General features: G+C 69.6%; 22 protein-coding genes. 12 read left to right on the forward strand and 10 right to left on the reverse strand.

The features are described from left to right. Nucleotides 1-107: 107 nt before the first annotated feature. From ACWEFB_RS33900 to ACWEFB_RS33915, 4 genes are read left to right on the forward strand one after another with little or no spacing between them, the layout of a single operon-like run. Nucleotides 108-1,043: an ABC transporter permease gene (locus tag ACWEFB_RS33900; protein WP_326560997.1), complete on the forward strand. Its 936-nt coding sequence runs from the start codon at nt 108-110 to the stop codon at nt 1,041-1,043. Then, on the forward strand, nt 1,036-1,980 hold the full coding sequence (locus ACWEFB_RS33905; protein WP_326560996.1) for an ABC transporter permease: 945 nt from the start codon (nt 1,036-1,038) through the stop codon (nt 1,978-1,980). The genes ACWEFB_RS33900 and ACWEFB_RS33905 overlap by 8 nt, the downstream gene beginning before the upstream one ends. A 9-nt stretch (nt 1,981-1,989) precedes the next feature. Next, nucleotides 1,990-3,024, forward strand: coding sequence for an ABC transporter ATP-binding protein (locus ACWEFB_RS33910; RefSeq protein ID WP_452292038.1), 1,035 nt, complete (start codon nt 1,990-1,992; stop codon nt 3,022-3,024). Continuing rightward, entirely contained in the window at nt 3,017-4,027 is a 1,011-nt protein-coding gene (locus ACWEFB_RS33915) for an ABC transporter ATP-binding protein (protein ID WP_326560994.1), read from the forward strand. The genes ACWEFB_RS33910 and ACWEFB_RS33915 overlap by 8 nt, the downstream gene beginning before the upstream one ends. A gap of 171 nt (nt 4,028-4,198) precedes the next feature. Here ACWEFB_RS33915 and ACWEFB_RS33920 read toward each other — a convergent pair whose 3' ends face one another. Together ACWEFB_RS33920 and ACWEFB_RS33925 are read right to left on the reverse strand one after the other, a co-directional pair. Further along, nucleotides 4,199-4,513: a chorismate mutase gene (locus tag ACWEFB_RS33920; protein ID WP_452292040.1), complete on the reverse strand. Its 315-nt coding sequence runs from the start codon at nt 4,511-4,513 to the stop codon at nt 4,199-4,201. 269 nt (nt 4,514-4,782) lie between these two features. Next, on the reverse strand, nt 4,783-6,618 hold the full coding sequence (locus ACWEFB_RS33925; RefSeq protein WP_452292042.1) for a bifunctional metallophosphatase/5'-nucleotidase: 1,836 nt from the start codon (nt 6,616-6,618) through the stop codon (nt 4,783-4,785). Between the two features lie 161 nt (nt 6,619-6,779). On the opposite strand from ACWEFB_RS33925, the gene pcrA reads away from it, so the two are divergent. Beyond that, entirely contained in the window at nt 6,780-9,212 is a 2,433-nt protein-coding gene (pcrA, locus tag ACWEFB_RS33930; protein WP_452292044.1) for a DNA helicase PcrA, read from the forward strand. Nucleotides 9,213-9,339: 127 nt separating this feature from the next. On the opposite strand, the gene ACWEFB_RS33935 is transcribed toward pcrA, so the two are convergent. After that, nucleotides 9,340-10,137, reverse strand: a complete 798-nt coding sequence (locus ACWEFB_RS33935; protein ID WP_452292083.1) for a M23 family metallopeptidase — start codon at nt 10,135-10,137, stop codon at nt 9,340-9,342. Nucleotides 10,138-10,477: 340 nt separating this feature from the next. Further along, nucleotides 10,478-11,200, reverse strand: coding sequence for a M23 family metallopeptidase (locus ACWEFB_RS33940; protein WP_326560991.1), 723 nt, complete (start codon nt 11,198-11,200; stop codon nt 10,478-10,480). A gap of 462 nt (nt 11,201-11,662) precedes the next feature. Here ACWEFB_RS33940 and ACWEFB_RS33945 point away from each other — a divergent pair, with 462 nt between their 5' ends. The 3 genes from ACWEFB_RS33945 (at nt 11,663) to sucD (ending at nt 14,682) form a co-directional block, all read left to right on the forward strand. Then, nucleotides 11,663-12,067, forward strand: coding sequence for a cobalamin B12-binding domain-containing protein (locus ACWEFB_RS33945; RefSeq protein WP_326560990.1), 405 nt, complete (start codon nt 11,663-11,665; stop codon nt 12,065-12,067). A gap of 546 nt (nt 12,068-12,613) precedes the next feature. After that, nucleotides 12,614-13,792, forward strand: a complete 1,179-nt coding sequence (sucC, locus tag ACWEFB_RS33950; RefSeq protein WP_452292047.1) for an ADP-forming succinate--CoA ligase subunit beta — start codon at nt 12,614-12,616, stop codon at nt 13,790-13,792. 2 nt (nt 13,793-13,794) lie between these two features. Continuing rightward, a complete protein-coding gene (gene sucD, locus ACWEFB_RS33955) occupies nt 13,795-14,682 on the forward strand; it encodes a succinate--CoA ligase subunit alpha (protein ID WP_363598673.1) in 888 nt (295 codons plus the stop codon). Nucleotides 14,683-14,767: 85 nt separating this feature from the next. Here the strand turns inward: sucD and ACWEFB_RS33960 are convergent, their stop codons facing one another. After that, complete coding sequence (locus tag ACWEFB_RS33960; RefSeq protein WP_452292049.1) at nt 14,768-15,031, reverse strand: DUF4190 domain-containing protein; 264 nt, start codon at nt 15,029-15,031, stop codon at nt 14,768-14,770. A 163-nt stretch (nt 15,032-15,194) separates the two neighbouring features. On the opposite strand from ACWEFB_RS33960, the gene ACWEFB_RS33965 reads away from it, so the two are divergent. The 3 genes from ACWEFB_RS33965 (at nt 15,195) to purH (ending at nt 19,007) form a co-directional block, all read left to right on the forward strand. Further along, a complete protein-coding gene (locus tag ACWEFB_RS33965; protein ID WP_452292051.1) occupies nt 15,195-16,709 on the forward strand; it encodes a cell division protein PerM in 1,515 nt (504 codons plus the stop codon). Nucleotides 16,710-16,818: 109 nt separating this feature from the next. After that, a complete protein-coding gene (gene purN / locus ACWEFB_RS33970; RefSeq protein ID WP_326560986.1) occupies nt 16,819-17,439 on the forward strand; it encodes a phosphoribosylglycinamide formyltransferase in 621 nt (206 codons plus the stop codon). Continuing rightward, the gene (purH, locus tag ACWEFB_RS33975) at nt 17,436-19,007 is read left to right on the forward strand and encodes a bifunctional phosphoribosylaminoimidazolecarboxamide formyltransferase/IMP cyclohydrolase (RefSeq protein ID WP_452292053.1); all 1,572 of its coding nucleotides are present in this window, start codon (nt 17,436-17,438) and stop codon (nt 19,005-19,007) included. The genes purN and purH overlap by 4 nt, the downstream gene beginning before the upstream one ends. A 57-nt stretch (nt 19,008-19,064) precedes the next feature. Here the strand turns inward: purH and ACWEFB_RS33980 are convergent, their stop codons facing one another. From ACWEFB_RS33980 to ACWEFB_RS34000, 5 genes are all read right to left on the reverse strand, one after another. Next, entirely contained in the window at nt 19,065-20,093 is a 1,029-nt protein-coding gene (locus ACWEFB_RS33980; protein ID WP_326560984.1) for an ABC transporter ATP-binding protein, read from the reverse strand. Next, nucleotides 20,080-21,120 carry an ABC transporter ATP-binding protein gene (locus ACWEFB_RS33985; RefSeq protein ID WP_452292056.1) on the reverse strand — a complete coding sequence of 347 codons (1,041 nt, stop codon included), beginning with the start codon at nt 21,118-21,120 and terminating at the stop codon, nt 20,080-20,082. Before ACWEFB_RS33985 ends, ACWEFB_RS33980 begins: the two co-directional genes overlap by 14 nt. A gap of 7 nt (nt 21,121-21,127) precedes the next feature. Beyond that, nucleotides 21,128-22,084, reverse strand: a complete 957-nt coding sequence (locus ACWEFB_RS33990) for an ABC transporter permease (RefSeq protein WP_326560982.1) — start codon at nt 22,082-22,084, stop codon at nt 21,128-21,130. A gap of 75 nt (nt 22,085-22,159) precedes the next feature. After that, nucleotides 22,160-23,098 (reverse strand): ABC transporter permease, encoded by a 939-nt coding sequence (locus ACWEFB_RS33995; protein WP_326560981.1) that lies wholly within the window; start codon nt 23,096-23,098, stop codon nt 22,160-22,162. 226 nt (nt 23,099-23,324) lie between these two features. Next, nucleotides 23,325-24,965: a peptide ABC transporter substrate-binding protein gene (locus ACWEFB_RS34000; protein WP_452292058.1), complete on the reverse strand. Its 1,641-nt coding sequence runs from the start codon at nt 24,963-24,965 to the stop codon at nt 23,325-23,327. A gap of 465 nt (nt 24,966-25,430) precedes the next feature. Between ACWEFB_RS34000 and ACWEFB_RS34005 the strand changes: the two genes are divergently transcribed. Further along, nucleotides 25,431-26,291: a bifunctional methylenetetrahydrofolate dehydrogenase/methenyltetrahydrofolate cyclohydrolase gene (locus tag ACWEFB_RS34005; RefSeq protein ID WP_326560979.1), complete on the forward strand. Its 861-nt coding sequence runs from the start codon at nt 25,431-25,433 to the stop codon at nt 26,289-26,291. The last annotated feature ends 124 nt before the right edge of the window (nt 26,292-26,415 follow it).

The raw sequence follows: 26,415 nt of genomic DNA on the forward strand, positions 1-26,415 counted from the left end.
CGTGGCGTCACCGATGACCGTGCGGTGACGCCATCGCCGCGTCCACACCACTGCGGTCCGCTGTCCACAAGGCAGCCATCGACGCCTGTCCCATGAAGGACGAAGACATGTTCCGTTTCATTGTCCGGCGCCTGCTGCAGATGGTCCTGACGTTCATCGGGGCCACCCTGCTCGTATACGCGCTCATGTTCAGCAACCAGGGCAGCCCGGCGCGGGTCATCCAGTCCCTGGTCGGCGAACGCCCGGTCACTGCCGCCCAGGTCCAGGTCCTCACCGAGCGTTACCACCTGAACGAAGGCTTCTGGGTCCAGTACGGCTACTACATGAAAGGCCTGCTGCAACTCGACTTCGGCACCTCGCTGACCGGCCGTCCGATCGGCGACATGATCGCCCAGGCCTGGCCGGTGACGATCCGGCTCGCCCTGATCGGCGTGCTGTTCGCCATCCTGTTCGGCGTGACCGCAGGCGTGGTCGCCGGCATCCGCCGCGCCGGTCTGTTCGACAATGCCACGCTGATCCTCACCCTGCTACTCATTTCCGTGCCGGTGATCGTGCTGGCCCCGCTGGCCCAGTACTTCTTCGGCATCAAGCTCGGCTGGTTCCCCCCGACCGCCGGTGGTGACCCGACCTGGTGGGCGCTGATCCTGCCGGGCCTGGTGCTGGGATCACTCTCGCTCGCCACCTACTCCCGGCTGACCCGTACCTCGGTGGCGGAGAACCTGCGCGCCGACTACGTCCGTACGGCCCGGGCCAAGGGCCTGCCGCCGCGTCGGGTGATCGGGGTGCACGTGCTCCGCAACTCGCTGATCCCGGTCGTCACCTACATCGGCATCGACATCGGTGGCCTGATGAGCGGCGCGATCATCACCGAAGGCGTGTTCAACATCCCCGGCGTGGGGTTCAACCTCTTCCGCGGTATCCGTACCGAGGACGGACCTCTGGTTGTCGGCTTCGTCAGCCTGCTGGTCATCGTCTTCCTGGTCGCGAACCTGATCGTCGACATCATGTACGCCGTGCTCGACCCGAGGATCCGCTATGAGTAATCTCGAATCGATCGCCGCGGCCGAGACCCCCGCCGCGAATCCAGCCCCGGTCGGACCGGCCGGTGGTGCCAAGACGGACAAGCCGCGCAGCCTGGCCGGCGACGCCTGGCGCGACCTGCGCCGTAACCCCATCTTCTGGGTCGCCGCCACGCTGGTGGTGCTCTTCGTGGTGATGGCGATCGTGCCGCAACTGTTCACCCCGGCGGATCCCGCGAGTTGCGCGCTGTCCCGGCAGTACGCCCCGCCCAGCGGGCGGGCCTGGTTCGGTTACGACTTCCAGGGTTGCGACCTGTTCGCCCGGACCATCTACGGTGCTCGCGCGTCGATCCAGGTCGGCGTCTTCGCCATGCTGCTGACCGGCACGATCGCGCTGGTCGTCGGCCTCTCGTCGGGTTACTTCGGCGGCTGGGTGGACACCATCCTGTCCCGGGTGACCGACATCGTGCTGGGCATCCCGCTGCTGCTGGCCGCGATCGTGCTCGGCAAGCGCCTCGCCGGCGACCGTCAGGGCACCGGCATCTGGACCGTGGTGATCGTGCTGGGCGTGCTTGGCTGGACCACCGCGTCCCGGGTCATGCGCTCCTCGGTGATCAGTGCGAAGAACCAGGACTACGTGGCCGCCGCCCGGATGCTCGGTGCCGGGCACGGCCGGATCATGTTCCGGCACATCCTGCCCAACGCGCTCGCGCCGTTCGTGGTGGTGCTGACCATCGCGCTCGGCGGTTTCATCTCGGTCGAGGCGACCCTGTCGTTCCTCGGCATCGGGCTGAAGGCACCGGCCATCTCCTGGGGCATCGACATCTCCAGTTCGACCGTGCGGGTACGGGAGAACGCGACCCCACTGATCGCGCCGTCGGCGTTCCTGGCGATGACCGTGCTCGCGTTCATCATGCTCGGCGACGCGATCCGCGACGCTTTCGACCCGAAGCTGCGGTAGGAGATTCCGGTGACCGATATCAAGGCACAGATCGATGTCCTGCCCGGCCTGGACAAGACCGCCCCGCTGCTCCGGGTCAACGATCTGCACGTGGAGTTCCGTACGGCCAACGGGGTGGCGCGTGCGGTGAACGGCGCCAACTTCACCCTGCAGGCGGGGGAGACCCTGGCCATCCTCGGTGAGTCCGGCTGTGGCAAGTCGGTGACCGCTCAGGCGATCATGGGCATCCTGGACACCCCGCCCGGGTACGTGACCAAGGGCGAGGTCCGCTACCGGGGGCTCGACCTGCTGAAGCTGCCCGAGGAGCAGCGGCGGAAGGTACGCGCGAACCGGATCGCGATGATCTTCCAGGATGCGCTCTCCGCGCTGAACCCGGTCTTCTCGGTGGGCTTCCAGCTCGACGAGTTGTCCCGGGTGCACCGGGGGATGTCCAAGAAGGACGCTCGCCAGCGGTCGGTCGAACTGCTCGACCTGGTGAAGATCCCGGCCGCGAAGCAGCGGGTGAACGACTACCCGCACCAGTTCTCCGGCGGTATGCGCCAGCGCGTGATGATCGCGATGGCACTCGCGCTCGACCCCGAGGTGTTGATCGCGGACGAGCCGACCACCGCCCTGGACGTCACGGTCCAGGCCCAGATCATGACCCTGTTGGCCGAACTCCGGCGGGAACGCAACATGGGCCTGATCCTGATCACCCACGACATGGGGGTGGTCGCCGACGTCGCCGATCGGATCTCGATCATGTACGCCGGCAAGGTGGTCGAGGAGGCGGGGGTGTTCGACGTCTACGCCCGCCCGGCGCACCCGTACACGAAGGCCCTGCTCGAATCGATCCCGCGGCTGGACCTCCGGGGCCAGCAGCTCAACGTGATCAAGGGCCTGCCGCCGAACCTGATGAACATCCCGCCGGGCTGCGCCTTCAACCCGAGGTGCGGGTACGCCCAGGACGTCTGCCGGGCCGATCCGCCGCCGCCCGCGTACCAGGTGGCCGGGGACCGGACTTCGCGTTGCCACTTCTGGAAGGACGTGTTGGGCGATGAGTGAGGTCGTGCTGCGTACCCAGCAGCTGGTCAAGCACTTCCCGATCACCCGGGGCATCGTGTTCCAGAGTCAGGTCGGCGCGGTCCGCGCGGTGGACGGGGTCGACCTGGAACTGCGCCGTGGGGAGACCCTCGGCGTCGTCGGCGAGTCCGGCTGCGGCAAGTCGACCCTGGCGAGACTGCTGGTCGGGCTCGAGAAACCCACCTCGGGCACGATCGACGTCCGGGGTGAGGAGATGACCCGGCTCAAGGGGCCGGCGATGCGGAAGGCCCGACGCAACATCCAGATGGTGTTGCAGGATCCGTACACGTCGCTGAACCCCCGGATGACGGTCGGCGACATCATCGGCGAGCCGTTCGACATCCATACCGATGTCCTGCCGCGGGGTGACCGGCAGGAGCGGGTGCGCCAGCTCATCGATCTGGTCGGGCTCAACCCGGACCACATCAACCGGTACCCGCACCAGTTCTCCGGTGGGCAGCGGCAGCGGATCGGGATCGCCCGTGCGCTGGCGCTCAACCCGGAGATCATCATCTGTGACGAGCCGGTGTCGGCGCTGGACGTGTCGATCCAGGCCCAGGTGATCAACCTGCTGGAGAAGCTCCAGGACGAGCTGGGCCTGTCGTACGTGTTCATCGCGCACGACCTGTCCGTGGTCCGGCACATCGCCGACCGGGTCGCCGTGATGTACCTCGGCAAGATCGTCGAGATCGGCAACAACGAGGAGATCTACGAGCGGCCGACCCACCCGTACACCCAGGCACTGCTCTCCGCGGTGCCGGTGCCGGATCCGACGCTGCGCGGTCACCGGGACCAGATCGTGCTGGAGGGCGACGTGCCGTCGCCGGCCAACCCACCGTCCGGCTGCCGGTTCCGTACCCGGTGCTGGAAGGCCCAGGAGATCTGCGCCCAGGAGGATCCACCGCTGGTGCAACGGGAGCATTCCGGCCACCCGAGCGCTTGCCACTTCGCCGAGGAGCGGGACGTGGTGCACGCGGTCGAGTAGGCCGGCTCAGACGCCGGCGGCCGGGCCCCACCCGGCTCGAGTCACCGGTGAAGGTAGTGCCTCCTCAGTGTCCGGGGCGTCGGTCGTCATCCATGCGACCGGCGCCCCGGGCCTCGTCCGGCCCATGACGTACGACGGTGGCCCGTGCCCTGCGGATGCGCGGGCGAGAGTTCAGAGCGGCCCGCGGCCGGCGCGGAGCACCAGGAGTGCGAGCTGGGTCCCGTCCGCACCCAGGGCGGTACGGAACTTGTCCAGGATCTCCCGTTCGCGGGAGAGGACCAGGCGGGTGCCACCGGAGGCGACCCGGGTCGCCCCGACCTGTTGGGACAGGCTCGCCCGTTCCTGCCATAGGGCGATCAGGGCGCTGTCGATCTCGTTGATCCGGTCGCGCATGGCGAGGATCCGCGCCGCGGCCTCCGGCGAGTCGGTGCCGGTCTGCGCGTTCGCGGACGAGTTGGCGGGCTGCTCAAGCATGTGTGCGGTCATTTCCGGGCTCCCGAGAGGGTTGGCCCCTGGCAATTCCAGACCCCGAAGCGAAACGCCCCGGGCTCCAGGAGCCCGGGGCGTTCGTAGGTTTTAGATCAGGCGCTACCTACGGCTGCCGGACTCCCGGAGCCATAGTAAAAGTAGAAGTGCGCCTGCTGGATCACGAATCGAGTATGCCCACCGAACGGCCCCCCGCGCAAGCATCTCGGTGAACAAGGGCCCCTTCCCACCTTTTTTCGCACCGGTCGGGGCCCTCGCTCACCTGATGTTCAGCCGAGGCGGGTGATGCGGTTGGCCGGGCCGGGGGCCACGGGAGCGCCCGTGCCGAGGTAGCCGACCAGGGCGTCGACGTCGAAACCGGGCGCCGTGGTCCGGTCGGTGCCGCCGGTGAGCAGGGTGAAGCCGTCACCGCCGTTGGCCAGGAAGTCGTTCGTGGTGACCCGGTAGCTGGCCGCCGGATCAACCGGCACGCCGCCGAGGGCCAGGCCGGTGACCCGGCCGCCGGCCGGCAGGGTGGTGTCATAGCTGTACGTGAGCCCCGCCGAGACCTGGAGCACCCGCTGCGAGGTCTGCCCGCTGAAGCCGACGAACTGCTGTTCCAGCACGTCCTTGAGCTGTGCCCCGGTGAAGGTCTGGGTGACCACCAGGTTGTTGAACGGCTGGACGGTGAACGCCTCGCCGTACGTGATCTCGCCGGGCGCCTCGCCCCCGGCCGACGTGCCGTACGTCAGCGGGGCGCGGATGCCGCCCGGGTTCATCAGCGCGAGCTGGGCCCCGTTGGCGGCGGTCCAGGCGAGCTGGGCGTCGGCGATCACGTCACCGAGCGGGCTCTCCTGGTTGGGCAGGTTGTCCCGGACGATGTCTGCGGTGATCCGTCCGACCACCCGGTCCGCGATCGGGGCGACCGCCGCCCGGTACTTGTCGGCCAGGGCCTTCGCCCGGGGCTCCACCAGGGCCGGGTTGCGGACGAAGTTGCCGGGGGTGGTCTGCTGCCAGGTCCCGTCGGCGTTGCGTACGCCGTTCTCGACGATGACGTTGCGCGCGGTGATCTCGGTGAACCGGCCGGTCCGCCGGTCCAGCGAGTAGTCGATGTCGCTGATCAGCTGGCCGTTGGTGCCGGCACTGGTGACGACGCTGTTCGCACCGGAGGAGTTCGGCAGCGAGCAGGAGTAGGCGCGGTGGGTGTGCCCGCTGACGACCAGCCCGAACTCGGGACGCAGCCCGGCCACGATCGACTTGAGCGGGCCGGAGAAGTTGGTGCAGTCGGAGGGCCCGCCGGACTGGGAGCCGCCCTCGTGCAGGAGCAGGACCTGTGCCTTGACCCCGGCGAGCTTGAGCAGGGTGCCCCACAGGTTGGCGGTCTCGATCTCGTCGGTGAACCGGACCGAGCTGATCCCGGCCGGGTTGACGATGCCCGGGGTGCCCTCCAGGGTCAGCCCGACGAACCCGACCGGTACGCCGTCGACCAGGCGGATGTCGACCGGCGGCAGGATCGGCAGCCCGGTACGCCGGCTCACCGTGTTCGCGGCCAGGTAGGTGAACCGGGCACCGGCGAAGCCGTCGCCGTCCTGGCAGCCGTCGACCGGGTGGCAGCCGCCCCGGTTGATCCGGATCAGTTCCTCGACGCCCTCGTCGAACTCGTGGTTGCCGACCGAGCTGATGTCCAGCCCGATCAGGTCCATCAGCTCGATCGTCGGCTCGTCGTGGAAGGCGGCGCTGACCAGCGGGGTGGCGCCGATCAGGTCACCGGCACCGACGGTGGTGCTCTTGCGACCCTCGGCGGATGCCTCGGCGCGGAGCTTCTTCAGCCAGGTCGCCAGGTATTCGACACCGCCGGCCGGGGTGCCGTTGACCGCGGCGCCGCTGCCGGTCGGCGGGTCGATGGCGCCGTGGAAGTCGTTGTAGCTGAGGAAGTTGCCCTTGGCCGGGCGACCGGTCGGTGTGCCGTACGAGACCGAGACCGGCTTCAGGGCGGTCCACTCGTCGGTCGTCGGGGTCGGTTGCACGGCGGGGGCGAAGGGCAGGGTGGTGACGACGGCGAGGGCGAGGGCGGGCACCATCAGGTGCCGCACCAGCGCCCAGCCGCGCGGACGTGGTCGACTCATCAGAATTCTTCCCATCGAGTGCGGTAACGCTGTCCGGGGTCGGTACCCGGTCATCGTTCTCGATCGGGCCGGAACCCACCAGTCCAGCCGGGTGACGAGTTGGTTGCCGGACGGCAGGGCAGGAGGGTGTTGTCGGACCGGCGGCCTAGACTTGCGCTGCGATGCATGCCCTCTTCGAAACCCCGCCGATCCAGTCCTCGACGCCGCGTCCGCCGTCCGGCCCGGCTCTCGATCCACAGGCCCTGCTCACCGGGCTGAACGGCCCGCAGCGCGACGCCGTGACGCACGCCGGTTCGCCGCTGCTGATCGTGGCCGGCGCGGGGTCGGGCAAGACCCGGGTGCTGACCCACCGGATCGCCTATCTGCTCGCGGCCAGGCAGGTGCATCCCGGTGAGATCATCGCGATCACCTTCACCAACAAGGCCGCCGGTGAGATGAAGGAACGGGTGGCCGCCCTGGTCGGTCCCCGGGCCCGGATGATGTGGGTCTCCACGTTCCACTCCGCCTGCGTACGGATCCTGCGGGCCGAGCACGAGCACGCCGGGATGAAGTCGACCTTCTCCATCTACGACGCCGACGACTCGCGGCGGTTGATGCAGATGGTGGCCCGGGAGCTGGACCTGGACCCGAAGCGCTATCCGGCGCGCGGGTTGGCGGCCCAGGTGTCCAACCTGAAGAACGAGCTGGTCGACCCGGAGGAGTTCGCGGGTCGGGCGAAGGGTCCCAACGAGCGCGCCCTGGCCGAGGCGTATACCCGCTACCAGCAGCGCCTCAAGGAGGCGCACGCGCTCGACTTCGACGACCTGATCATGACCACCGTGCACCTGTTGCAGTCCCATCCGCACGTGGCGGAGAGCTACCGGCGCCGGTTCCGGCACGTGCTGGTCGACGAGTACCAGGACACCAACCACGCGCAGTACACCCTGATCAAGGAGCTGGTCGGCAGCGAGCCGATCGGCGACGACGGGCTGCCCCCGGGCGAGCTCTGCGTGGTCGGCGACGCGGACCAGTCGATCTACGCCTTCCGGGGAGCGACGATCCGGAACATCCTGGAGTTCGAGCGGGACTTCACCGACGCCCGGACCATCCTGCTGGAGCAGAACTATCGCTCCACCCAGACCATCCTGAACGCGGCCAACGCGGTGATCGACCGGAACACCTCGCGCAAGCCGAAGCGGTTGTGGAGCGAGGCCGGTGCCGGTGAGCAGATCGTCGGTTACGTCGCCGACACCGAGCACGCCGAGGCCGACTGGGTGGCCCGGGAGATCGACCGGCTCACCGACGAGGGGCTGACCCGGCCGGGCGAGGTGGCGGTCTTCTACCGCACCAATGCCCAGTCGCGGGTGTTCGAGGAGGTCTTCATCCGGGTCGGGCTGCCGTACAAGGTGGTCGGCGGGGTGCGCTTCTACGAGCGCAAGGAGGTACGCGACGCGTTGGCGTACCTGCGTGCGGTGGTCAACGACGACGACACGGTGAGCCTGCGCCGGGTGCTCAACACCCCCCGCCGGGGGATCGGTGACCGGGCCGAGGCGTGCGTCGAGGCGCTCGCCACCCGGGACCGGATCTCCTTCGGGGCCGCGCTGCGCCGGGCCGGCAACGCACCGGGAATCTCCACCCGGGCCGCGAACTCGATCGCCGACTTCGTCGCCCTGCTCGACGCCGCCCGCGAGCTGGCCGAGACGGCCTCGCCGGAGGAGGTCCTGGAGTCGCTGCTGACCCGCTCCGGCTACCTGAGCGAGTTGGAGGAGAGCCTCGACCCGCAGGACGCCGGGCGGGTGGAGAACCTCCAGGAGCTGGTGAGCGTCGCGCGGGAGTACACCGAGCGGGTCGAGGCGCAGTCCGAGGACGGGACCGGCGCCACCCTCGCCGGTTTCCTGGAGCAGGTCGCCCTGGTCGCCGACGCCGACCAGATCCCCGACCAGGCGGGTCCGGCGGCCGACGGCGAGGAGCCCGAGGTGCACCAGGGTGTGGTCACCCTGATGACCCTGCACACGGCCAAGGGGCTGGAGTTCCCGGTCGTCTTCCTCACCGGGTTGGAGGACGGCGTCTTCCCGCACCTGCGTGCCCTCGGCGACACCCGCGAGCTGGAGGAGGAGCGCCGGCTGGCGTACGTCGGCATCACCCGTGCCCGGCAACGGCTCTACCTGTCCCGCGCGGTCACCCGATCGGCGTGGGGGCAGCCGTCGTACAACCCGGCGTCGCGTTTCGTGGCCGAGCTGCCGACCGATCTGGTGCGCTGGGAGCGCACCGAGGGGTCGTACACCTCGTGGTCCGGCACCGGCGGCGGCGTGGGTGGGCGGTCCGGCGGCGCGGGGGCCGGCTCGGCCGGTCGCGGCGGCGGCTTCACCGGGGGTACGCCGAAGGCGGCGCAGCTCGCCAGCCGGCTCGGTGTCGACGCCAGTCGACTCACCACCGCCAGTGAACTCCCGCAGACCCCGAAGGTCGAGGCCGGGGACCGGGTCAACCACCAGCGGTACGGCCTCGGCCGGGTGCTCGCGGTGGAGGGACACGGGCCCGGGGCGCGGGCTCAGATCGACTTCGGCGACCAGACGATGTGGCTGGTGCTGCGGCACGCCCCGGTCGAGAAGCTCTGACGTGTCGCTCCGGCGCTGAGCGGGGCGCTACAGCGGTGACGGAAATGCCGTCGGGCCCGTATCCGGGAGGACCGGATGCGGGCCCGACGGCTTCACCACCACCACGGGTGAGTCTCGGTTCGGGCGATCAGCACCCGAGGTCGACGCCGTGCGAGCGCATGAACACCGCCGGGTCGATCTGGTTCCAGAGCCCGCCCTGGTGCACCTCGAAGTGCAGGTGGGGACCGGTGGCGTCACCGGTGGCGCCCTCGTACCCGATGACCTGACCGGGGGTGACCCTGTCGCCGACCTTGACCGCGGTCCGGTTCTGGTGGGCGTAGTGGGTCAGGATCCCGTTGCCGTGGTCGATGACCACCGAGATGCCGTACCCGTCGTAGGCCGCGCCGGCGGTGATCACGGTGCCGGCGGCGACCGCGTGGATCGGGGTGTTCTCCGGGTCGGCCAGGTCGATCCCGGCGTGCAGTACGCCGCCGCGCATGCCGTAGCAGGAGCTGACCGGCGCGCCGGGCATCGGGCTCACCCAGGCCGCGGTGCTGGCCTTCGTCGGCTTCGCCGTGGTCCGGGCGGGTGTCGGCTTGGGCTTGGCGGTGGCCTTCTTCTTGACCGTCGGGGCCGCGCTGGTCGGTGCGACCGGGCTGGACGGGACGGCGGTCGGCGTCGGGGACGGCGATCCGGTCGGCGCCAGTGCGCTGGTGGGGACGGCACTCGGTGATTCGAGGATCGGATCCCGCTGGGACCGGTCGGCCCGGTGGGCGGCGTTGGCGCGGGCGGCGGCGTCCTCGGCCACCAGGGCGGTGTTGTCCGACTGGTCGCCGTCACCGCCGACGGTGACCGCTGCGACACCGAACCCGATGAGTACGGCCAGCCCGGTCGCGACGTACGCGCTGCGGCTGACCCGGCTCCGGACGGCCCGGTGTCGGGCCACCCCGGTGCCCGGCTGGCGGTCGTCTCCGCCCTCTTCGCGGTCGCGGTCGTCGAGCGGCTGGATTTCGGGCACGGGTGGAACCTCCGGGGGTACTGGAACTGACCCGGAAATGGTGGTCGGTTGTGCCTCTGACCTGCGGCATCGGGTCGAGTGCGGGCGGTTCGGGGTGGCCGTACGGCGCTGGATTTTGTCGGAATTGCGGCTGGGATACCGGATATCGGCCGAAGATCAACGTGTCCCCGGTCACACCGACTCCTGTGGCGTAGGGAACTTTGCCGATCGGGCACACGAAAAACCGCCCGGACACGTGTCCGGGCGGTGATCGATGTATTACGTCGGGCTACGAAGCGCCCACGCCGCCGTAGATTGCCTCGACCTCGGTCTGCAGGTCCACTCCCTTGTCCCGCAGGTACGGGATCGGGTCGCGCGGAACCCCGTCGACGTGCACCTCGAGGTGCAGGTGGGAGCCGTACGAGTGGCCGGTCATGCCGACCAGGCCGAGTTCGTCGCCGGCCTTGACCTCCTGGCCCACCTTCACCGAGAGCTTGGAGGACTGGCCGTAGACCGCCTCGGTGCCGTCCGGGTGCTGCACGATCACGCAGAGGCCGTAGCCGCCGTACCAGCCGGCGCGGGTGACCGTACCGCCGTGGATCGCGCGGTACGGGGTGCCCTCGGCGGCGGCCAGGTCGACGCCGGTGTGCAGGTCGCCCCAGCGCATGCCGTAGGGCGAGGTGAAGTTGTAGCCGTGCAGCGGCAGCAGCCAGACGTCCGGCGCCTCCGCCATCGTGCTGGCGATGCCCGAGCGGTCTTCTTCACGTGACGCCCGCTCCGCGGTGTCCGCACGCGAGGCGAGGTCGTCACTGGTGGCCGCGGCGTTCTCGAGATCGGCCAGGGTGGTGGGGCTGACCGCCTTGGCGTCGGGCATTGCTGCCGCGCCCAGGGCGACGATCCCGGCACCGACGAAGGCGGTGGTGACAACTGCGGCATAGCGACTGCGCGGGGGAGTGGGTACGCGGCGTCGCCCGCGATAGCGATCGGGCTCAGACGACAGGCGCTGGCGCACGCACACCCTCCGTTGTCGGGTATTTGAACCGGTCGTGCCCGTGTGGATGAAGCGAGAACCACACCGGCGGACCGTGTTGTCACCCGATCGTGGACCTGATGACAACCGTCGTCACGGTAACCGCCGCCTAGTCGGCCCACAAGTCACCCCACGGCTTTGTCGTCGTCCGGTGCGCCTGTCCGTCAGGAAACGCCCAATTTCGTAACCATTAGTGGGTCTTATCGTTAGTAACTGTCAGTCATCGTGAGTGGTACGGCGGGTCAGTCGAATCGGTCCGTGGCGACACGCAGTGACGGCCCGGCGGCACTCCCCACCCGGTTGCCCGGATGGGGTCGGGGTCCCGCCCGGACGCTCGGCGGGGCCCGCTCGCCGGCCCGGCGTACCGCCCAGATTCCATGTCGTACGGACCTCGGGTTACCGTTCGTTAAGGTGGTTGCCGAGGTGCCCTCGAAAGGTGTGCTGATGAGCTCTCGAACGCGGGTCGTCGTCGCCAAGCCCGGCTTGGACGGGCACGACCGTGGCGTGAAGGTGGTCGCCCGCGCGTTGCGGGACGCCGGCATGGAGGTCATCTACACGGGCCTGCACCAGACCCCGGAGCAGATCGTCGAGACCGCCATCCAGGAGGACGCGGACGCGGTCGGCCTGTCGGTCCTCTCGGGCGCGCACATGACCCTGTTCCGCCGGGTGGTCGAACTGCTGGCCGAGCGGGATGCCCAGGACATGGTCGTCTTCGGCGGCGGCATCATCCCGGAGGCCGACATCCCCGAACTGGAGCGGATCGGGGTTGCCAAGATCTTCACTCCCGGCGCGACCACCCAGGCGATCGTGGAGTGGGTACGGGAGAACGTGGCCCAGCCGGTTGCCTGAGCGGTGGCCGGTGCTGCGATAGCGCTGCGTGACCATGAGCGGCTGCCGGTGTGATGCTGGGCACGGAACCGTCGGTCGGGGTCGATGAACTGACACAACTGCCTTCGATGCGGGCAGGCGACGGCACCCCCGTCAGGCGTACTGACGGGGGGAGAGGCCGGACGCACCCCTCACACGTCCGGCCTCTCTATGCGCGATGCCCCGCCGCCACCCCTCGACCGACAGGGCATCGGCCGCTTACCCGTCATCGCGCGGCTCAGCGCTCCGACATCTGACTCAACGACGGCTTCCCGTGGGGGTTACGCGGTTGTCGCGAGATCGCGCAGAAAGCTTTGCGTCGGGTGCCGGCGACGCGGGGCGGCGCGGTATCCGGGTGTGGGCGAGTTGTGCAGTACCGCACACCGCGCACCCGCTCGGTTGCCCCTGGTGCCCATCTCGCTAGGCTGCGGCCGGAGGCCTGTTTCTTTTGGTACGGCAGGCGTCAACTCATTTCACGCTGGCGGCGGCGCGACGGCGCGCCGCGGAGACTGGACGGGACGCGCAATCGTGGACCTGTACGAATACCAGGGGCGCGAGCTGTTCGAGCGGCACGGTTTGCCCGTGCTCGCCGGCGGCGTCGCCACCACCCCGGAGGAGGCCCGCGCGATCGCCGATCGCCTCGGTGGCCGAGTGGTCGTCAAGGCCCAGGTGAAGGTCGGCGGCCGGGGCAAGGCCGGCGGGGTCAAGCTCGCCGACAACCCCGAGGATGCGGTGGCCCGTGCCACCGACATCCTGGGCATGGACATCAAGGGTTACACGGTCCACAAGGTCATGATCACCGTGACCGCGGAGATCGCCGAGGAGTACTACCTCTCCTACCTGCTCGACCGGGCGAACCGCACCTTCCTCTGCATCGCCAGCGTGGCCGGCGGTATGGACATCGAGCAGGTCGCCGTCGAGACCCCGGAGCGGGTTGCCAAGATCGCGATCGACGCCAACGTCGGCGTCGACCTGGCCAAGGCGAACGAGATCGTCGCCGCGGCCCAGTTCCCGGCCGTGGTGGCCGACCAGATCGCCGAGATCGCGGTCGGCCTGTGGCGGGCGTTCGTCGCCGAGGACGCCACCCTTGTCGAGGTCAACCCGTTGGCCCGTACGGCAAAGGGCGACGTCCTGCTGCTCGACGCCAAGATCACCCTGGACGAGAACGCCGGGTTCCGGCACCCGGACCACGAGGCACTGGTCGACCAGGCCGCGGTGGATCCGCTGGAGCAGCGGGCCAAGGAGAAGGACCTCAACTACGTCAAGCTCGACGGTGCCGTGGGCATCATCGGCAACGGCGCCGGCCTGGTCATGTCCACGCTCGACGTGGTCGCGTACGCCGGGGAGCGGCACGGCGGCGTCAAGCCGGCCAACTTCCTCGACATCGGCGGCGGCGCGAGTGCCGCGGTGATGGCCAACGGCCTGGAGATCGTGCTCTCCGACCCGGCGGTCAAGAGCGTGTTCGTCAACGTCTTCGGCGGCATCACCGCCTGCGACGAGGTCGCCAACGGTATCGTCCAGGCGCTGGCCCTGCTCGCCGAGCGCGGCGAGCAGGTCGACAAGCCGCTGGTCGTACGGCTCGACGGCAACAACGCCGAGGCGGGTCGGGCAATCCTCGACGCCGCGGCGAACCCGCTGGTGCAGCGGGTCGACACGATGGATGGAGCGGCCGAGCGGGCCGCCGAGCTCGCGGCTGCGGGGGTCTGATCATGGCAATCTGGCTGACCAAGGACTCGAAGGTCATCGTCCAGGGGATGACCGGCTCCGAGGGTTCCAAGCACACCCGACGGATGCTCGCCGCCGGCACCAACGTGGTCGGCGGGGTGAACCCGCGCAAGGCCGGTCAGACCGTCGACTTCGACGGCACCGAGCTGCCCGTCTTCGCCAGCGTCGCGGACGCGATCGCCGGCACCGGCGCCAACGCCACGGTCATCTTCGTACCGCCGCAGTTCACCAAGGGCGCGGTGGTCGAGGCGATCGACGCGGGTATCGAACTCGCCGTGGTGATCACCGAGGGCGTACCGGTGCACGACACCGCGGCGTTCTGGGCGTACAACGTCAGCAAGGGCGAGCAGACCCGGATCATCGGGCCGAACTGCCCGGGCATCGCCTCGCCGGGCGCCTCCAACGCCGGCATCATCCCGGCCGACATCACCGGCTCCGGCCGGATCGGCCTGGTCAGCAAGAGCGGCACGCTGACCTACCAGATGATGTACGAGCTGCGTGACATCGGCTTCTCCACCTGCGTGGGCATCGGGGGTGACCCGATCATCGGCACCACCCACATCGACGCCCTGGCGGCGTTCCAGGCCGACCCGGACACCGACGCGATCGTGATGATCGGCGAGATCGGCGGCGACGCCGAGGAGCGGGCGGCCGAGTTCATCAAGGCCAACGTGACCAAGCCGGTGGTCGGCTACATCGCCGGCTTCACCGCACCGGTCGGCAAGACGATGGGGCACGCCGGGGCGATCATCTCCGGTTCGGCCGGCACCGCGGACGCCAAGAAGGCGGCGCTGGAGGCGGTCGGGGTCAAGGTCGGCAAGACTCCGACCGAGACCGCCCAGCTCATGCGGGAGATCATGTCCGGTAGCTGAGCTGCCGGTGTGCCGGCGTCGACCGGCACGGATCGTAGGAAAGGGGCTGGCCGCCGAGCGGTCGGCCCCTTTCGCGTACGCGGGTCTAGCGCCAGCCGGGATAGTTCCCGGTGCCGCGCAGGATTCCCGTACCGAGGATGTTGAGCACGCTCAGCACGATCGCGACCCAGCCGAGTACGGGCGAACCGCCGTACCGACGCGCGTCCCGGATGGACAGGTAACCGAAGATCACACCGAGTACGCCGCAGCAGATCAGCCCGATGACGATCCCGAGTACGCCCCACAGCGTGGTCCGGTTCCGCCCGGAGGGCACCGGCCGCGGGGGCGGATACGGATACTGACCCGCCATGCTCACCTCCACCGTGGGCGACCGGGGATTGCGACCGGATCGCCGACGCAGGGCCGACGCTAACCCCGTATTCGGGGGATTACCTCGAAATCGGGGAATCCGCGTCGCCGCACCGGTGGTGTCGCCCCCCAGCCCGCACGTCGGCGTGCCAGAGTAGGTCACGATGCCACCCGTCACCCCCGATCAGCCCGGGCGTCCGGTTCGGCCCGAGCCGGCGGACCCCACCCCGACCACCGGCCACCCGCCAGCGGTCGCGGCGGTCCCGGCTGCCCGCCGGGGCGAACCCGACCGGGACCGCGCACCCGCCAACCGCGAGCATGACCAGGACCGCGCACCCGCCAACCGCGAGCATGACCAGGAACGCGCGCCCGCGAACCGCGAGGCCGACCGGGAGCGGACGCTGACGGATCGCACGGCATCGGCGGCCGCGAGCAGGACCACCCGTTCGGACGGCAGGTCGGGTGCGAGCCCGCGCCGGTCCGGACGGGCACCGCTGCCGGTGGCCGCCGCCGTGGCGACCGGCTGGGCGGCCTCCCTGTCCTACCTACCGGTCGCGATCATCCTGGGCTTCGCCCGGTTCACCGAGGACGCCGGTGCGGTGGGCGGGGCGGCCCGGGTCGGGTTGGCCGGCTGGCTGCTCGGCCACGGTGTCCCGCTCGAAACCGACGCCGGAACCCTGCACCTGCCCCCGCTGGGGCTCGCCGTACTGGCCGCCTGGCGGGTCGCGCGGGCGGGCGTACACACCAGCAGGGCGATCGGGGCACGACAGCACGGCACCCCGCGCCAGGCGTTCTCCGTCGCGGGCGCGGTCGGCATCGCGTACGGGCTGCTCGGAGTCGTCGCCGCCCTGATCGTCAACGCCGGGGGGCAGCAGGTGTCACCGGTACGGGCAGGGCTCACCCTCACCTGCTTCGGCGCGCTCGCCGCGCTCGCCGGTGCACTGCCGATCACCGGCACCCTCGGCGCGCTCGCCCGGCGTACCCCCTCGGTGTTGCGCGACGGGCTGCGGACCGGGTTCGTGGCCGCGCTGCTGCTGCTCGGTGCTGGTGCCGGCGCGGCCGGTCTGGCGGTGGCAACCGGCGGCGGTGCAGCCAGCGACATGCTCGCCGCGTACCGGACCGGTGTGGTGGGGCAGGCCGGGATCACCGTGGTCAGCGTCGCCTACGCGCCGAACGCCTCGGTCTGGGCGGCGTCGTACCTGCTCGGACCGGGTTTCGCCATCGGCACCGACACCAGCGTCAGTACCACCGAGGTCACGGTGGGCGCGCTGCCCGCCGTACCGTTGCTCGCCGGACTGCCGTCCGGGCCGATCGGCGGCCCGCGCGCGGCACTGCTCGCGGTGCCGGCGATCGCCGGCATGGCCGCGGGCTGGCTGCTCACCCGGCGGTCGCTGCGCCGGGCCGGGCTACCGCCGTCGCCCGCGCCGATGCCCCGGATGTCCGGTCGGGGGCGGCCCGCGGTGCGGTGGGCACCGCTGCTCGCCGCCGCGGCGATCGGGGGTCCGGTGGCCGGCGCGTTGCTCGGCCTGGCCGCATGGGCCTCCGGCGGGTCGCTCGGCGGCGGCCGGATGGCCGAGGTCGGTCCGGTGAGCTGGCAGGTGTCGGTGATCGCCACCGTGGTGTTGGCGGTCGGTGCGGTGGTCGGTGCCGCCGTCACCCGCGCCTTCGCCCGCCCCTGAGCGCGCCCCGCGCCCGCGTCACCCGCCTTCGACACCGGCCCGCGCCACGGGCGGGGGATTACCGTGAGCCGCCGCAGAGCCGGGCTGAGCTGCCCGATAGGGTGCTCGGGTGACTGAGCCCGTGTCGGCCGCCCGTGTCGTCGTCCTCATTTCCGGGTCCGGTAGCAACCTGCAGGCGTTGCTCGACGCGGCCACCGATCCGGCGTACGGCGCCCAGGTGGTCGCCGTCGGCGCGGACCGGGACGGCATCGCCGGACTCGACCGGGCCACCGCCGCAGGGGTGCCGGTCTTCGTCGACCCGCTCAAGGCGTACGCCGACCGGGACGAGTGGGACCGGGCGCTCGCCGCGCACGTCGCCGAACACAAACCCGACCTGGTGGTCTCGGCCGGCTTCCTCAAGCTCGTCGGCCCGCACTTCCTCGCCGCCTTCGGCGACCGCTACCTGAACACGCACAACGCGCTGCTGCCCGCCTTCCCCGGCATCCACGGCCCGCGCGACGCGCTCGCCTACGGGGTGAAGGTCGCCGGCGCCACGCTCTTCTTCGTCGACGCCGGTGTCGACACCGGACCGATCGTCGCCCAGGTGACGGTGCCGGTGCTCGACGACGACAACGAGGAAACCCTCACCGAACGCATCAAGGTTGCCGAGCGCGCCCAGCTCGTCGAGCAGGTCGGCCGGCTGGTCCGCGAGGGCTGGACCATCACCGGAAGAAAGGTCACGATCCCATGAGCACCACCTCCGATGGCCGGCGGGCGCTACGCCGCGCGCTGGTCAGCGTGTACGACAAGACCGGGCTGACCGAGTTGGCCCAGGCGCTGCACGCCGCCGGGGTTGAGATCGTGTCGACGGGCAGCACCGCCTCGACCATCGCCGGTGCCGGTATCCCGGTGACCCAGGTGGAGGAGCTGACCGGCTTCCCCGAGACCCTGGACGGGCGGGTCAAGACCCTCCACCCGAAGGTGCACGCCGGTCTCCTCGCCGACCTGCGGCTGGACACGCACGCCGCCCAGCTCGACGAGCTGGGCATCGCCCCGTTCGACCTGCTGGTGTCGAACCTCTACCCGTTCACCGAGACGGTCGCCTCCGGCGCGGACTTCGACGCCTGCGTGGAGCAGATCGACATCGGCGGTCCGGCAATGGTCCGGGCCGCGGCCAAGAACCACGCGTCGGTGGCGGTGGTGACGTCGGTGCAGGCGTACCCGTCGGTGTTGGACGCCCTGGCCGGCGGCGGTTTCACCCTCGGCGAGCGACGCGCGCTCGCGGCGCGGGCCTTCGCCGACATCGCCGAGTACGACGTGGCCGTGGCGCAGTGGTTCGCCCGGGACCTGGCCTCGGAGCGGGAGTGGCCGGACTTCTCCGGGCTCGCCCTGCGCCGCGGTGCCACCCTGCGGTACGGCGAGAACCCGCACCAGCGGGCCGCGGTCTACCTGGACCCGGCGGCCCCGGCCGGGCTGGCGCAGGCACGGCAGTTGCACGGCAAGGAGATGTCCTACAACAACTACGTCGACGCGGACGCGGCCTGGCGGGCGGCGAACGACTTCGGCCCGGACCTCCCGGTCGTCGCGATCATCAAGCACGCCAACCCGTGCGGCATCGCCACCGGCGTCGACGTGGCCGACGCGCACCGCAAGGCGCACGCGTGCGACCCGGTGTCGGCGTTCGGCGGGGTGATCGCGGTCAACCAGCCGGTCTCGGTCGAGCTGGCCAAGCAGATCGCCGACATCTTCACCGAGGTGGTGGTCGCCCCCGACTTCGCCGAGGGCGCGGTCGAGGTGCTGGCCGGCAAGAAGAACATCCGACTGCTCCGGGTGCCGGCCTGGCAGCCGGCGTCGGTCGAGTGGCGGCCGGTCACCGGCGGGGTGCTGGCCCAGTCGCCGGACCGGATCGACGCCCCCGGCGACGACTCGGCCAACTGGCGCCTGGTCGCCGGTGACAACGCGGCGCCGGAACTCCTGCGGGACCTGATCTTCGCCTGGCGGGCGATCCGGTCGGTGAAGAGCAACGCGATCCTGCTCGCCGCCGACGGCGCCACCGTCGGGGTGGGCATGGGGCAGGTCAACCGGGTGGACTCGGCCAGGCTGGCGGTGTCACGTGCCGGTGCCGACCGGGCCCGTGGCGCGGCTGCCGCCTCGGACGCCTTCTTCCCGTTCGCGGACGGCTTGCAGGTCCTGCTCGACGCCGGGGTGCGCGGTGTGGTCCAGCCCGGCGGCTCCGTACGCGACGAAGAGGTCATCGCCGCCGCCCAGCAGGCCGGTCTGACCATGTACTTCACCGGTACCCGGCACTTCTTCCACTGATCGTGCAAACGGGGCGTGGACGGGCCTTCCCGGGCCCCGTCCACGCCCCGCCGTACGTCAGGCGACGACCTGCTTGAGCTCCGCGAAGTGGCAGGCGGACGGGTGCGGGTCGACCGCACGCAGCACCAGTTGCGGGTCCTGGGTGGCGCAGATGTCCTGGGCCTTCCAGCACCGGGTACGGAACCGGCAACCCGACGGCGGGTCGGCCGGCGACGGAACGTCCCCGGTCAGCCGGATGATCTCCCGGTGGGCGCGGGCCGACGGGTCCGGCACCGGCACCGCGGAGAGCAGTGCCTGGGTGTACGGGTGGGTCGGCCGCTCGTAGATCTCCTCGTTCGTACCGATCTCCACGATCTTGCCGAGGTACATCACGGCGACCCGGTCGGCGATGTGCCGGACCACGGACAGGTCGTGCGCGATGAACACGTACGACAGGCCCAGCTCGTCCTGGAGCTTCTCCAGCAGGTTGATCACCTGGGCCTGGATCGACACGTCCAGCGCCGACACCGGCTCGTCACAGACGATCACCTCGGGGTTCAGGGCCAGCGCACGGGCGATCCCGATCCGCTGCCGCTGCCCACCGGAGAACTGGTGCGGGTACCGGTTGATGTGTTCGGGGTTGAGCCCGACGATGTCGAGCAGCTCCCGTACCCGCCGGCTCCGGTCACCGCGCGGGGCCACCTCGGGGTGGATCTCGTACGGCTCGCCGATGATGTCGCCGACCGTCATCCGGGGGTTCAGCGACGTGTACGGGTCCTGCATGACCATCTGCACGTTGCGACGCAGCCGCCGAAGGCCGGAGCCGGACATCTTGAAGATGTCCTGCCCCTCCAGGATCGCCCTGCCACCGGTCGGGGTCTCCAGCCGCATGAGCAGCCGGGCGAGGGTCGACTTCCCGCAGCCGGACTCGCCGACCACGCCGAGGGTCTCACCACGGCGCAGTTCGAAGCTCACCCCGTCGACCGCCTTGACGGCGCCGATCTGCTTCTTGAAGACGATTCCCTGGGTGATCGGGAAGTGCTTGACGACGTTGTCGACCTGCAGGATCGTTTCGCCACGCACCTTGGTTGCGCTAGAGCCGGCCATCGAGGACCTCCTGGGCAAAGTGACATGCGCTGGTCCGGCCGTTGCCGAGGTTCCGGTTCTCGGGCACGACATCGACGCAGACCTGCTGGGCGTACGGGCAGCGCGGGTGGAAGGGGCAGCCCGAGGGGATGCGCATCAGGTTCGGTGGCAGGCCCTTGATGGTGGAGAGCTCCTGGCCCCGCTGGTCCAGCCGGGGGATCGACTCCAGCAGACCCTTCGTGTACGGGTGGCCGGGCCGCGAGTACAGCGAGTGTACGTCGGCGTGTTCGACGATCCGGCCGGCGTACATGACGGCGATCCGGTCCGCGACGTCGGCGACCACACCGAGGTCGTGGGTGATCAGGATCATCGCCATGTTCAGTTCCCGGCGCAGGTCACCGAGGAGGTCCATGATCTGGGCCTGCACGGTGACGTCGAGCGCTGTGGTGGGCTCGTCGGCGATCAGCACCCGAGGGTTCAGCGCCAGCGCCATCGCGATCATGACGCGCTGGCGCATACCGCCGGAGAACTGGTGCGGGTAGTCACCCACCCGCTGCTTCGCGGCCGGGATCTTGACCAGTTCCATCAGCTCGATGGCGCGCTTGCGGGCGTCGGCGCGGGAGAGGCCCTCGCGCTGGCGCAGGGTCTCGCCGATCTGCCAGCCGACCGGGAAGACCGGGTTCAGCGCGGAGAGCGCGTCCTGGAAGATCATCGCGATCTCTTTGCCCCGGACCTGCCGGCGCTGCTCCTCGGGCATCTTGAGCAGGTCGCTGCCGTCGTACAGGATCTGGCCGGACGGGATGACGGCCGGCGGCATGTCCAGGATGCCCATGATCGCCTGTGCGGTGACCGACTTGCCGGAGCCGGACTCACCGAGCACGGCCAGGGTCTCCCCGGCGTCCAGGTGGTACGAGACGCCGTTGATCACCTTTGCCACGCCGTCGCGGGTGTTGAACTGGACGTGCAGGTCCCGTACCTCGAGCAGGTGCGGGTGGTCACCACCGCGGGCGGACGGCGCCGCGACGGGCTGGGCCGAAAGGTAGCTCATGATTTGATCACCGCAGCTTCGGGTCGAAGGCGTCGCGGATGGCGTCGCCGAGCATGATGAACGCGAGCACCGTCAGGGCGAGGAACGTGGACGGGACGATCAGCGGGGTGGCCGACTCCCGCATGTGCACCCGGCCGGCGTCGATGTCCATACCCCACGAGATCGTCGGTTCCTTGAGGCCGATCCCGAGGAACGAGAGGGTGGCCTCGGCGGCGATGAACGCGCCGAGGGCGATGGTGAGCACCACGACCACCGGGGCGAGCGAGTTCGGCAGGATGTGACGCCACATGATCCGGCCGTTGCCGGCACCGAGCATCCGGGCCGCCGCCACGTAGTCCTGCTGCTTGGCGCTGATCACCGAGGACCGGATGACCCGGGCCGCGGTGGTCCAGCCGAGGATCGCGAGTACGAAGATCAGTGCGGCGATCCGGGCCCACTGGTTGTCGCTGCTGATCCGCTTGAGCAGCACGATCGCGGCGAGCAGCAGCGGGAGGCCCAGGACGATGTCGATGACCCGGGAGAGCACCGCGTCGACCCAGCCGCCGAAGTAGCCGGCCAGCATCCCGACCACCACGGCGATGATGCCGGTGAGCAGTGCGGAGAGGGCGCCGACCAGGAGCGACGCGCGGGCGCCGTACACCGAGCGGGCGTAGATGTCGCAGCCCTGGAAGTTGTAGCCGAAGATGGCGCCGCCGGTCGGACCCTGGTGCTGCCGCGAGAGCGTGCAGTCGGTCGGGTCGTTCGAGGTGAGCAGGCTGGGGAACGCCGCCATCAGGGTGACGATCACGACCAGGCTGAGCGAGACCCAGAAGATCGGATTGCGGCGCAGGTCGCGCCATGCGTCACCGGCGAGGCTGCGCGGCTTGTGCAGCACCTCCACCTTGCCGGGCGCGCCCGGTTCCCCGGTGGGCCCGCGCCGCGCGCTCGGGTTCTCGCTCGCGGCGACCGTTCCGTAGTCACTCATGCCTGCACCTCGCTGCGCTCGTACTGATCGCGCTCACCGCGCTGCTCGAACCGGTACTCGGTTGTCCGTGGCCGCTCAGACATAGCGGATCCTCGGGTCGAGTACGGCGTAGAGGACGTCGACCACCAGGTTGCAGATCAGGTAGACCACGACCAGGATGCTGACGATTCCGACCACCAGCGGGCCGTCCTCGGTACGGATACCGCGGAAGAGGTTGAAGCCGATGCCGGGGATGTTGAACACGCCCTCGGTGATGATCGCGCCGCTCATCAGGTTGCCCAGCTCGACGCCGAGGAACGTGACTACCGGGATCAGCGAGTTCCGCAGGACGTGCACACCGACGATGCGGCGCTGGGGCAGACCCTTGGACTTCGCCGTCCGTACGTAGTCGGAGCGCATGTTCTCGGCGACCGACGTACGGGTCAGTCGCAGCGCTGTGGCCAGGGAGAGTGAGCCGAGCACGATGCCGGGCAACAGGAGGGCGTAGAAGCTGGGCTGCGCGCCCGCGGTGGGCGGGAACCAGCCGAGCTTGACGCCGAGGAAGTACTGCGCGAGCGGGGCCAGCACGATGGTCGGGATGCCGAGCACCAGCAGGGTCAGCAGCAGCGTCGCGTTGTCGAAGAAACCGCCCCGGCGGATACCGGCGATGACCCCGGCGCTGACGCCGAAGATGATCGCGACGGCGATGCCGATCAGGGCGAGCTTCAGGGTGACCGGCCAGGCGGTGGAGATCATGTCGCTGATCTTGCGCTGGGTCAGCGACATGCCCAGGTCACCCTTGAGCAGGTTGCCGATGTAGTCGAAGTAGCGGTAGAAGAAGCCGCCGACCCCGGTCTTGTCGAGATGGAACGTCTCGGTCAGGTATGCCCGCTGGGCGGGGGTAACCGGCCGCTCGCCGGCGAGTGCCTGGATGGGGTCGCCCTGGCCGGCGAACATCAGCGCGTAGACGATCAGAGTGGTCCCGAAGAATGCGAGGACCATCTGGAGCAGGCGCCGCACAATGTAGCGGAACATACCTTAGCTTTCTCTCCGAATATGGATGAAAGTCGTACGAACGATCGTTTCGGCGTACGAAAGTATCCGGGCACTCAAGGCCCGGATTTTCGGCGGGGAAACACCTCGCGATGTGCCCGGCGGAACAGTCCGGCGTCGGCGTTCTTGGGCGACGCCGGACTGCTCCATCCATGGCCCGAGCCACCGGGGATTACCGGATGGACCGAACCAGATTCGGGGGGTCAGCTCAGCTGACGGCCTCGATCTTGGTCAGATTGACCCGCTGGAACAGGTCGATCTCAACGTTCTTGACCTTGCTCGAGTAGCCGAAGTTGTTCTGACCGAAGCGCAGCGGAATCACCGGCAGGTCGTTCGCCAGGATGTCCTCAGCGGCCTGGTACTTCTTGATCGCCTCGTCCGGGGTGGCGGCCGAGACGCCTTCCTTCACCAGCGCGTCGAACTGCGGGTTGCTGTACCCGTAGTAGTTCGACGAACCGTTCGTGGTGTAGAGCGGGCCGAGGTAGTTCTCCATGGACGGGTAGTCCATGATCCAGCCGAGCCGGAACATGCCGACCGGCTTCTTCGCCTCGACCTTGTCCAGCAGGTCGGCGAACTTCGGCTCGGCGGTGCCGACGCAGTCCACGCCCAGGTTGGTCTTGAGCTGGTTGCAGGTCGCGTCGACCCAGTCCTTGTGGCCACCATCGCCGTTGTACGAGATCTGGATCTTCGCCGGGCCGCCCGCGGCGGTGTACTCCGACTTGGCCTTGGCCGGGTCGAACACACACGCGGTGCCGCAGGTGTTGTCCCGGTATCCGGCGACAACCGGCGAGACGAACGAGCGGGCCGACTGCTGCGAGTCCTTGAAGACCGACTTGATGATCTCGTCGCGGTCGATCGCCTCGGAGATCGCCTTACGAACCTCGGGCTTGCTGAAGTTCGGGTCGAACGTCGGGAACGCCAGGAACTGGAACGACGACGCCGGGCTCTGCTGGTACCGGTCGCCGAGGTCGCTCGCCGCGCTGGTCAGGTTCTCGGTCGGGATCGTCGGGACGACGTCCAGGTTGTCCGAGATCACGTCCGCGTACGCGGCGGTGAGCTGCTGGTAGATCCGGAACTCGACGCCGGCCACCTTCGGCTTCTCGCCGGGGAAGGCGTCGTACTTCTCGACCTCGACCTTGGCGTCGTGCTGCCAGGTGCCCTTCATCTTGAAGGGGCCATCGCCGATGATGGCGTCCTCGAAGCCGTCCTTGATCACGCCGGGGGCGGAGAAGGCGGCGTTCGGCAGCGGGTAGAAGGCGTTGTACCCGAGCATCGTCTTGAACTCGGAGTACGGCGCGGAGAGGGTGACGGTGAAGGTCGAGTCGTCGACCTTCTTCAGCCCGCTCATCGTCTTCGCCTTCGGCTCGGGGGCCTTCTGCGGGCCCTCTTCGCCGTCCGGGTCGGTCGACTGGAGGTCGTCGTACCCGGCGATCTTCTCGAAGAAGTAGCTGGCGCCCTGGCCGTTCGGGGCATAAGCGCCGTAGTTCCAGGCGTTGATGTAGCTGTCGGAGGTGACCTTCTCGCCGTTGTGGAAGGTGTAGCCGTCCTTGAGCTTGATCGTCCAGGTGGTGTTGTCGGTGCTCTGGATCGACTCCGCCTGAACCTCGTAAGGCTTGTTCTGTGCGTCGTAGTCCACCAGCGGGGTGAACAGGGCGCTGAGGACCTGGTTCCCGCTCGTCTCGGTGGTGTTGGTCGGGATCAGGTGCTGCGGTTCACCGATCTGGATCGACACCGTAGCGTTGGGGTTGCTTTCCCCGGAACCGCCGTCGTCGCCGCTGCCACAGGCCGCGAGGCCCAGGGTTGCGACGAGCGGTACGGCGGCCCAGGCTGCGAGCCTACGGACCTGCATTGAGCCTCCTCATCTCCTCACGCTGGGCAGCCAGGTCCCGGGTACGGGTCACTCTGCGCAACGCTCGGCAAAGGTAGGTCGTCGCGGGACTCTAGTCCAAACCAGCGGATTACGACTGAATAACGGTCGCCTGAGAGTCTGCTTGCGGTGCGGGTTGACCTCTGGTAAAGAAGGTTCGGGACGAACCGCGCAATCTATAGCCTTATTTCGGCATTTGCTGGGCCAAACCCCGCAATCGGCGGTCATCTCCGCGTGGCCTACGCCACCTGGGGTTTGTCCGGCTTGTGCCTGGCTGCACGCTCATACTGTGGACAACTCCACAGCCGGCTACCCCGAGTGACGAACAACACGGTTACGGAAAGTTACATCATCATTGATTCCGTCGTGCCGACCGCCAACCGGCCCGTGAACCGGACAACCGGGTGTCCCCGAAGCCGGACGGCCCGCCGTGAGACGATCAGGGGCGTGACGGCGACCCTTCTGGACGGCAAAGCGACCGCGGCGGAGATCAAGGACGAGCTACGGGTGCGGGTGAAGGCCCTCGCCGAGCGGGGCCTGGTCCCCGGGCTCGGCACCGTACTCGTCGGTGCGGATCCCGGCTCGCAGGCGTACGTCAACGGCAAACACCGCGACTGTGCCGAGGTGGGCATCGCCTCGATCCGCCGCGAACTGCCCGCCGACGCCACCCAGGAGCAGGTCGACGAGGTCATCGCCGAACTCAACGCGGACCCCGCCTGCCACGGTTACATCGTCCAGCTCCCGCTGCCGCGTCACCTCGACACCCAGCGGGTGCTGGAGCTGATCGACCCGGAGAAGGACGCCGACGGGCTGCACCCGGTGAACCTGGGCCGGCTGGTGCTGGGCTACGACGGCCCGCTGCCCTGCACCCCGCGCGGCATCGTGGAGCTGCTCCGCCGGCACGACGTACCGCTGCGGGGTGCCGAGGTGGCGGTGGTCGGACGGGGCAACACCGTCGGCCGTCCGCTCGGCCTGCTGCTGACCCGGCGCAGCGAGAACGCCACCGTGACGCTCTGCCACACCGGCACCCTCGACCTCGCCAAGCACACCCGCAACGCCGACATCGTGATCGTCGCGGCCGGCGTACCCGGGCTGCTCACCGCCGACATGGTCCGGCCCGGCGCCACCGTGGTCGACGTCGGGATCACCCGCGTGATCGGCCCGGACGGCAAGGGTCGCTACACCGGCGACATCGCGGCCGAGGTGGCCGAGGTCGCCGGGGCGATGGTGCCGATGCCGGGCGGAGTCGGCCCGATGACCCGCGCCATGCTGCTGACCAACGTGGTCGAGCGGGCCGAACGCGGCTGACTGGGTCGAACAGCGGCTGAGCGGGCCGAACGCGGCTGACCGAGCCGAGCGGTCACGGGCTGAAGCCGGCTGGCCGGGGTACCCGGAGACCGGGCCGCCGTGGACGCGGCCGGAGCGGTCGGGT

This window comes from Micromonospora sp. NPDC004704, from assembly GCF_053601675.1.

What these genes read in the sequence shown, in the direction of transcription:
- ACWEFB_RS33990 (WP_326560982.1), bottom strand. Translation starts at nt 22,084, where the DNA reads ATGAGTGACTACGGAACGGTCGCCGCGAGCGAGAACCCGAGCGCGCGG.
- ACWEFB_RS33915 (WP_326560994.1), top strand. Translation starts at nt 3,017, where the DNA reads ATGAGTGAGGTCGTGCTGCGTACCCAGCAGCTGGTCAAGCACTTCCCG.
- ACWEFB_RS33945 (WP_326560990.1), top strand. Translation starts at nt 11,663, where the DNA reads ATGAGCTCTCGAACGCGGGTCGTCGTCGCCAAGCCCGGCTTGGACGGG.
- purH (WP_452292053.1), top strand. Translation starts at nt 17,436, where the DNA reads ATGAGCACCACCTCCGATGGCCGGCGGGCGCTACGCCGCGCGCTGGTC.
- ACWEFB_RS33965 (WP_452292051.1), top strand. Translation starts at nt 15,195, where the DNA reads ATGCCACCCGTCACCCCCGATCAGCCCGGGCGTCCGGTTCGGCCCGAG.
- ACWEFB_RS33920 (WP_452292040.1), bottom strand. Translation starts at nt 4,513, where the DNA reads ATGACCGCACACATGCTTGAGCAGCCCGCCAACTCGTCCGCGAACGCG.
- ACWEFB_RS33900 (WP_326560997.1), top strand. Translation starts at nt 108, where the DNA reads ATGTTCCGTTTCATTGTCCGGCGCCTGCTGCAGATGGTCCTGACGTTC.
- ACWEFB_RS33925 (WP_452292042.1), bottom strand. Translation starts at nt 6,618, where the DNA reads ATGAGTCGACCACGTCCGCGCGGCTGGGCGCTGGTGCGGCACCTGATG.
- ACWEFB_RS33985 (WP_452292056.1), bottom strand. Translation starts at nt 21,120, where the DNA reads ATGAGCTACCTTTCGGCCCAGCCCGTCGCGGCGCCGTCCGCCCGCGGT.
- pcrA (WP_452292044.1), top strand. Translation starts at nt 6,780, where the DNA reads ATGCATGCCCTCTTCGAAACCCCGCCGATCCAGTCCTCGACGCCGCGT.
- ACWEFB_RS33980 (WP_326560984.1), bottom strand. Translation starts at nt 20,093, where the DNA reads ATGGCCGGCTCTAGCGCAACCAAGGTGCGTGGCGAAACGATCCTGCAG.
- ACWEFB_RS33905 (WP_326560996.1), top strand. Translation starts at nt 1,036, where the DNA reads ATGAGTAATCTCGAATCGATCGCCGCGGCCGAGACCCCCGCCGCGAAT.
- sucD (WP_363598673.1), top strand. Translation starts at nt 13,795, where the DNA reads ATGGCAATCTGGCTGACCAAGGACTCGAAGGTCATCGTCCAGGGGATG.
- ACWEFB_RS33960 (WP_452292049.1), bottom strand. Translation starts at nt 15,031, where the DNA reads ATGGCGGGTCAGTATCCGTATCCGCCCCCGCGGCCGGTGCCCTCCGGG.
- ACWEFB_RS33995 (WP_326560981.1), bottom strand. Translation starts at nt 23,098, where the DNA reads ATGTTCCGCTACATTGTGCGGCGCCTGCTCCAGATGGTCCTCGCATTC.
- ACWEFB_RS34000 (WP_452292058.1), bottom strand. Translation starts at nt 24,965, where the DNA reads ATGCAGGTCCGTAGGCTCGCAGCCTGGGCCGCCGTACCGCTCGTCGCA.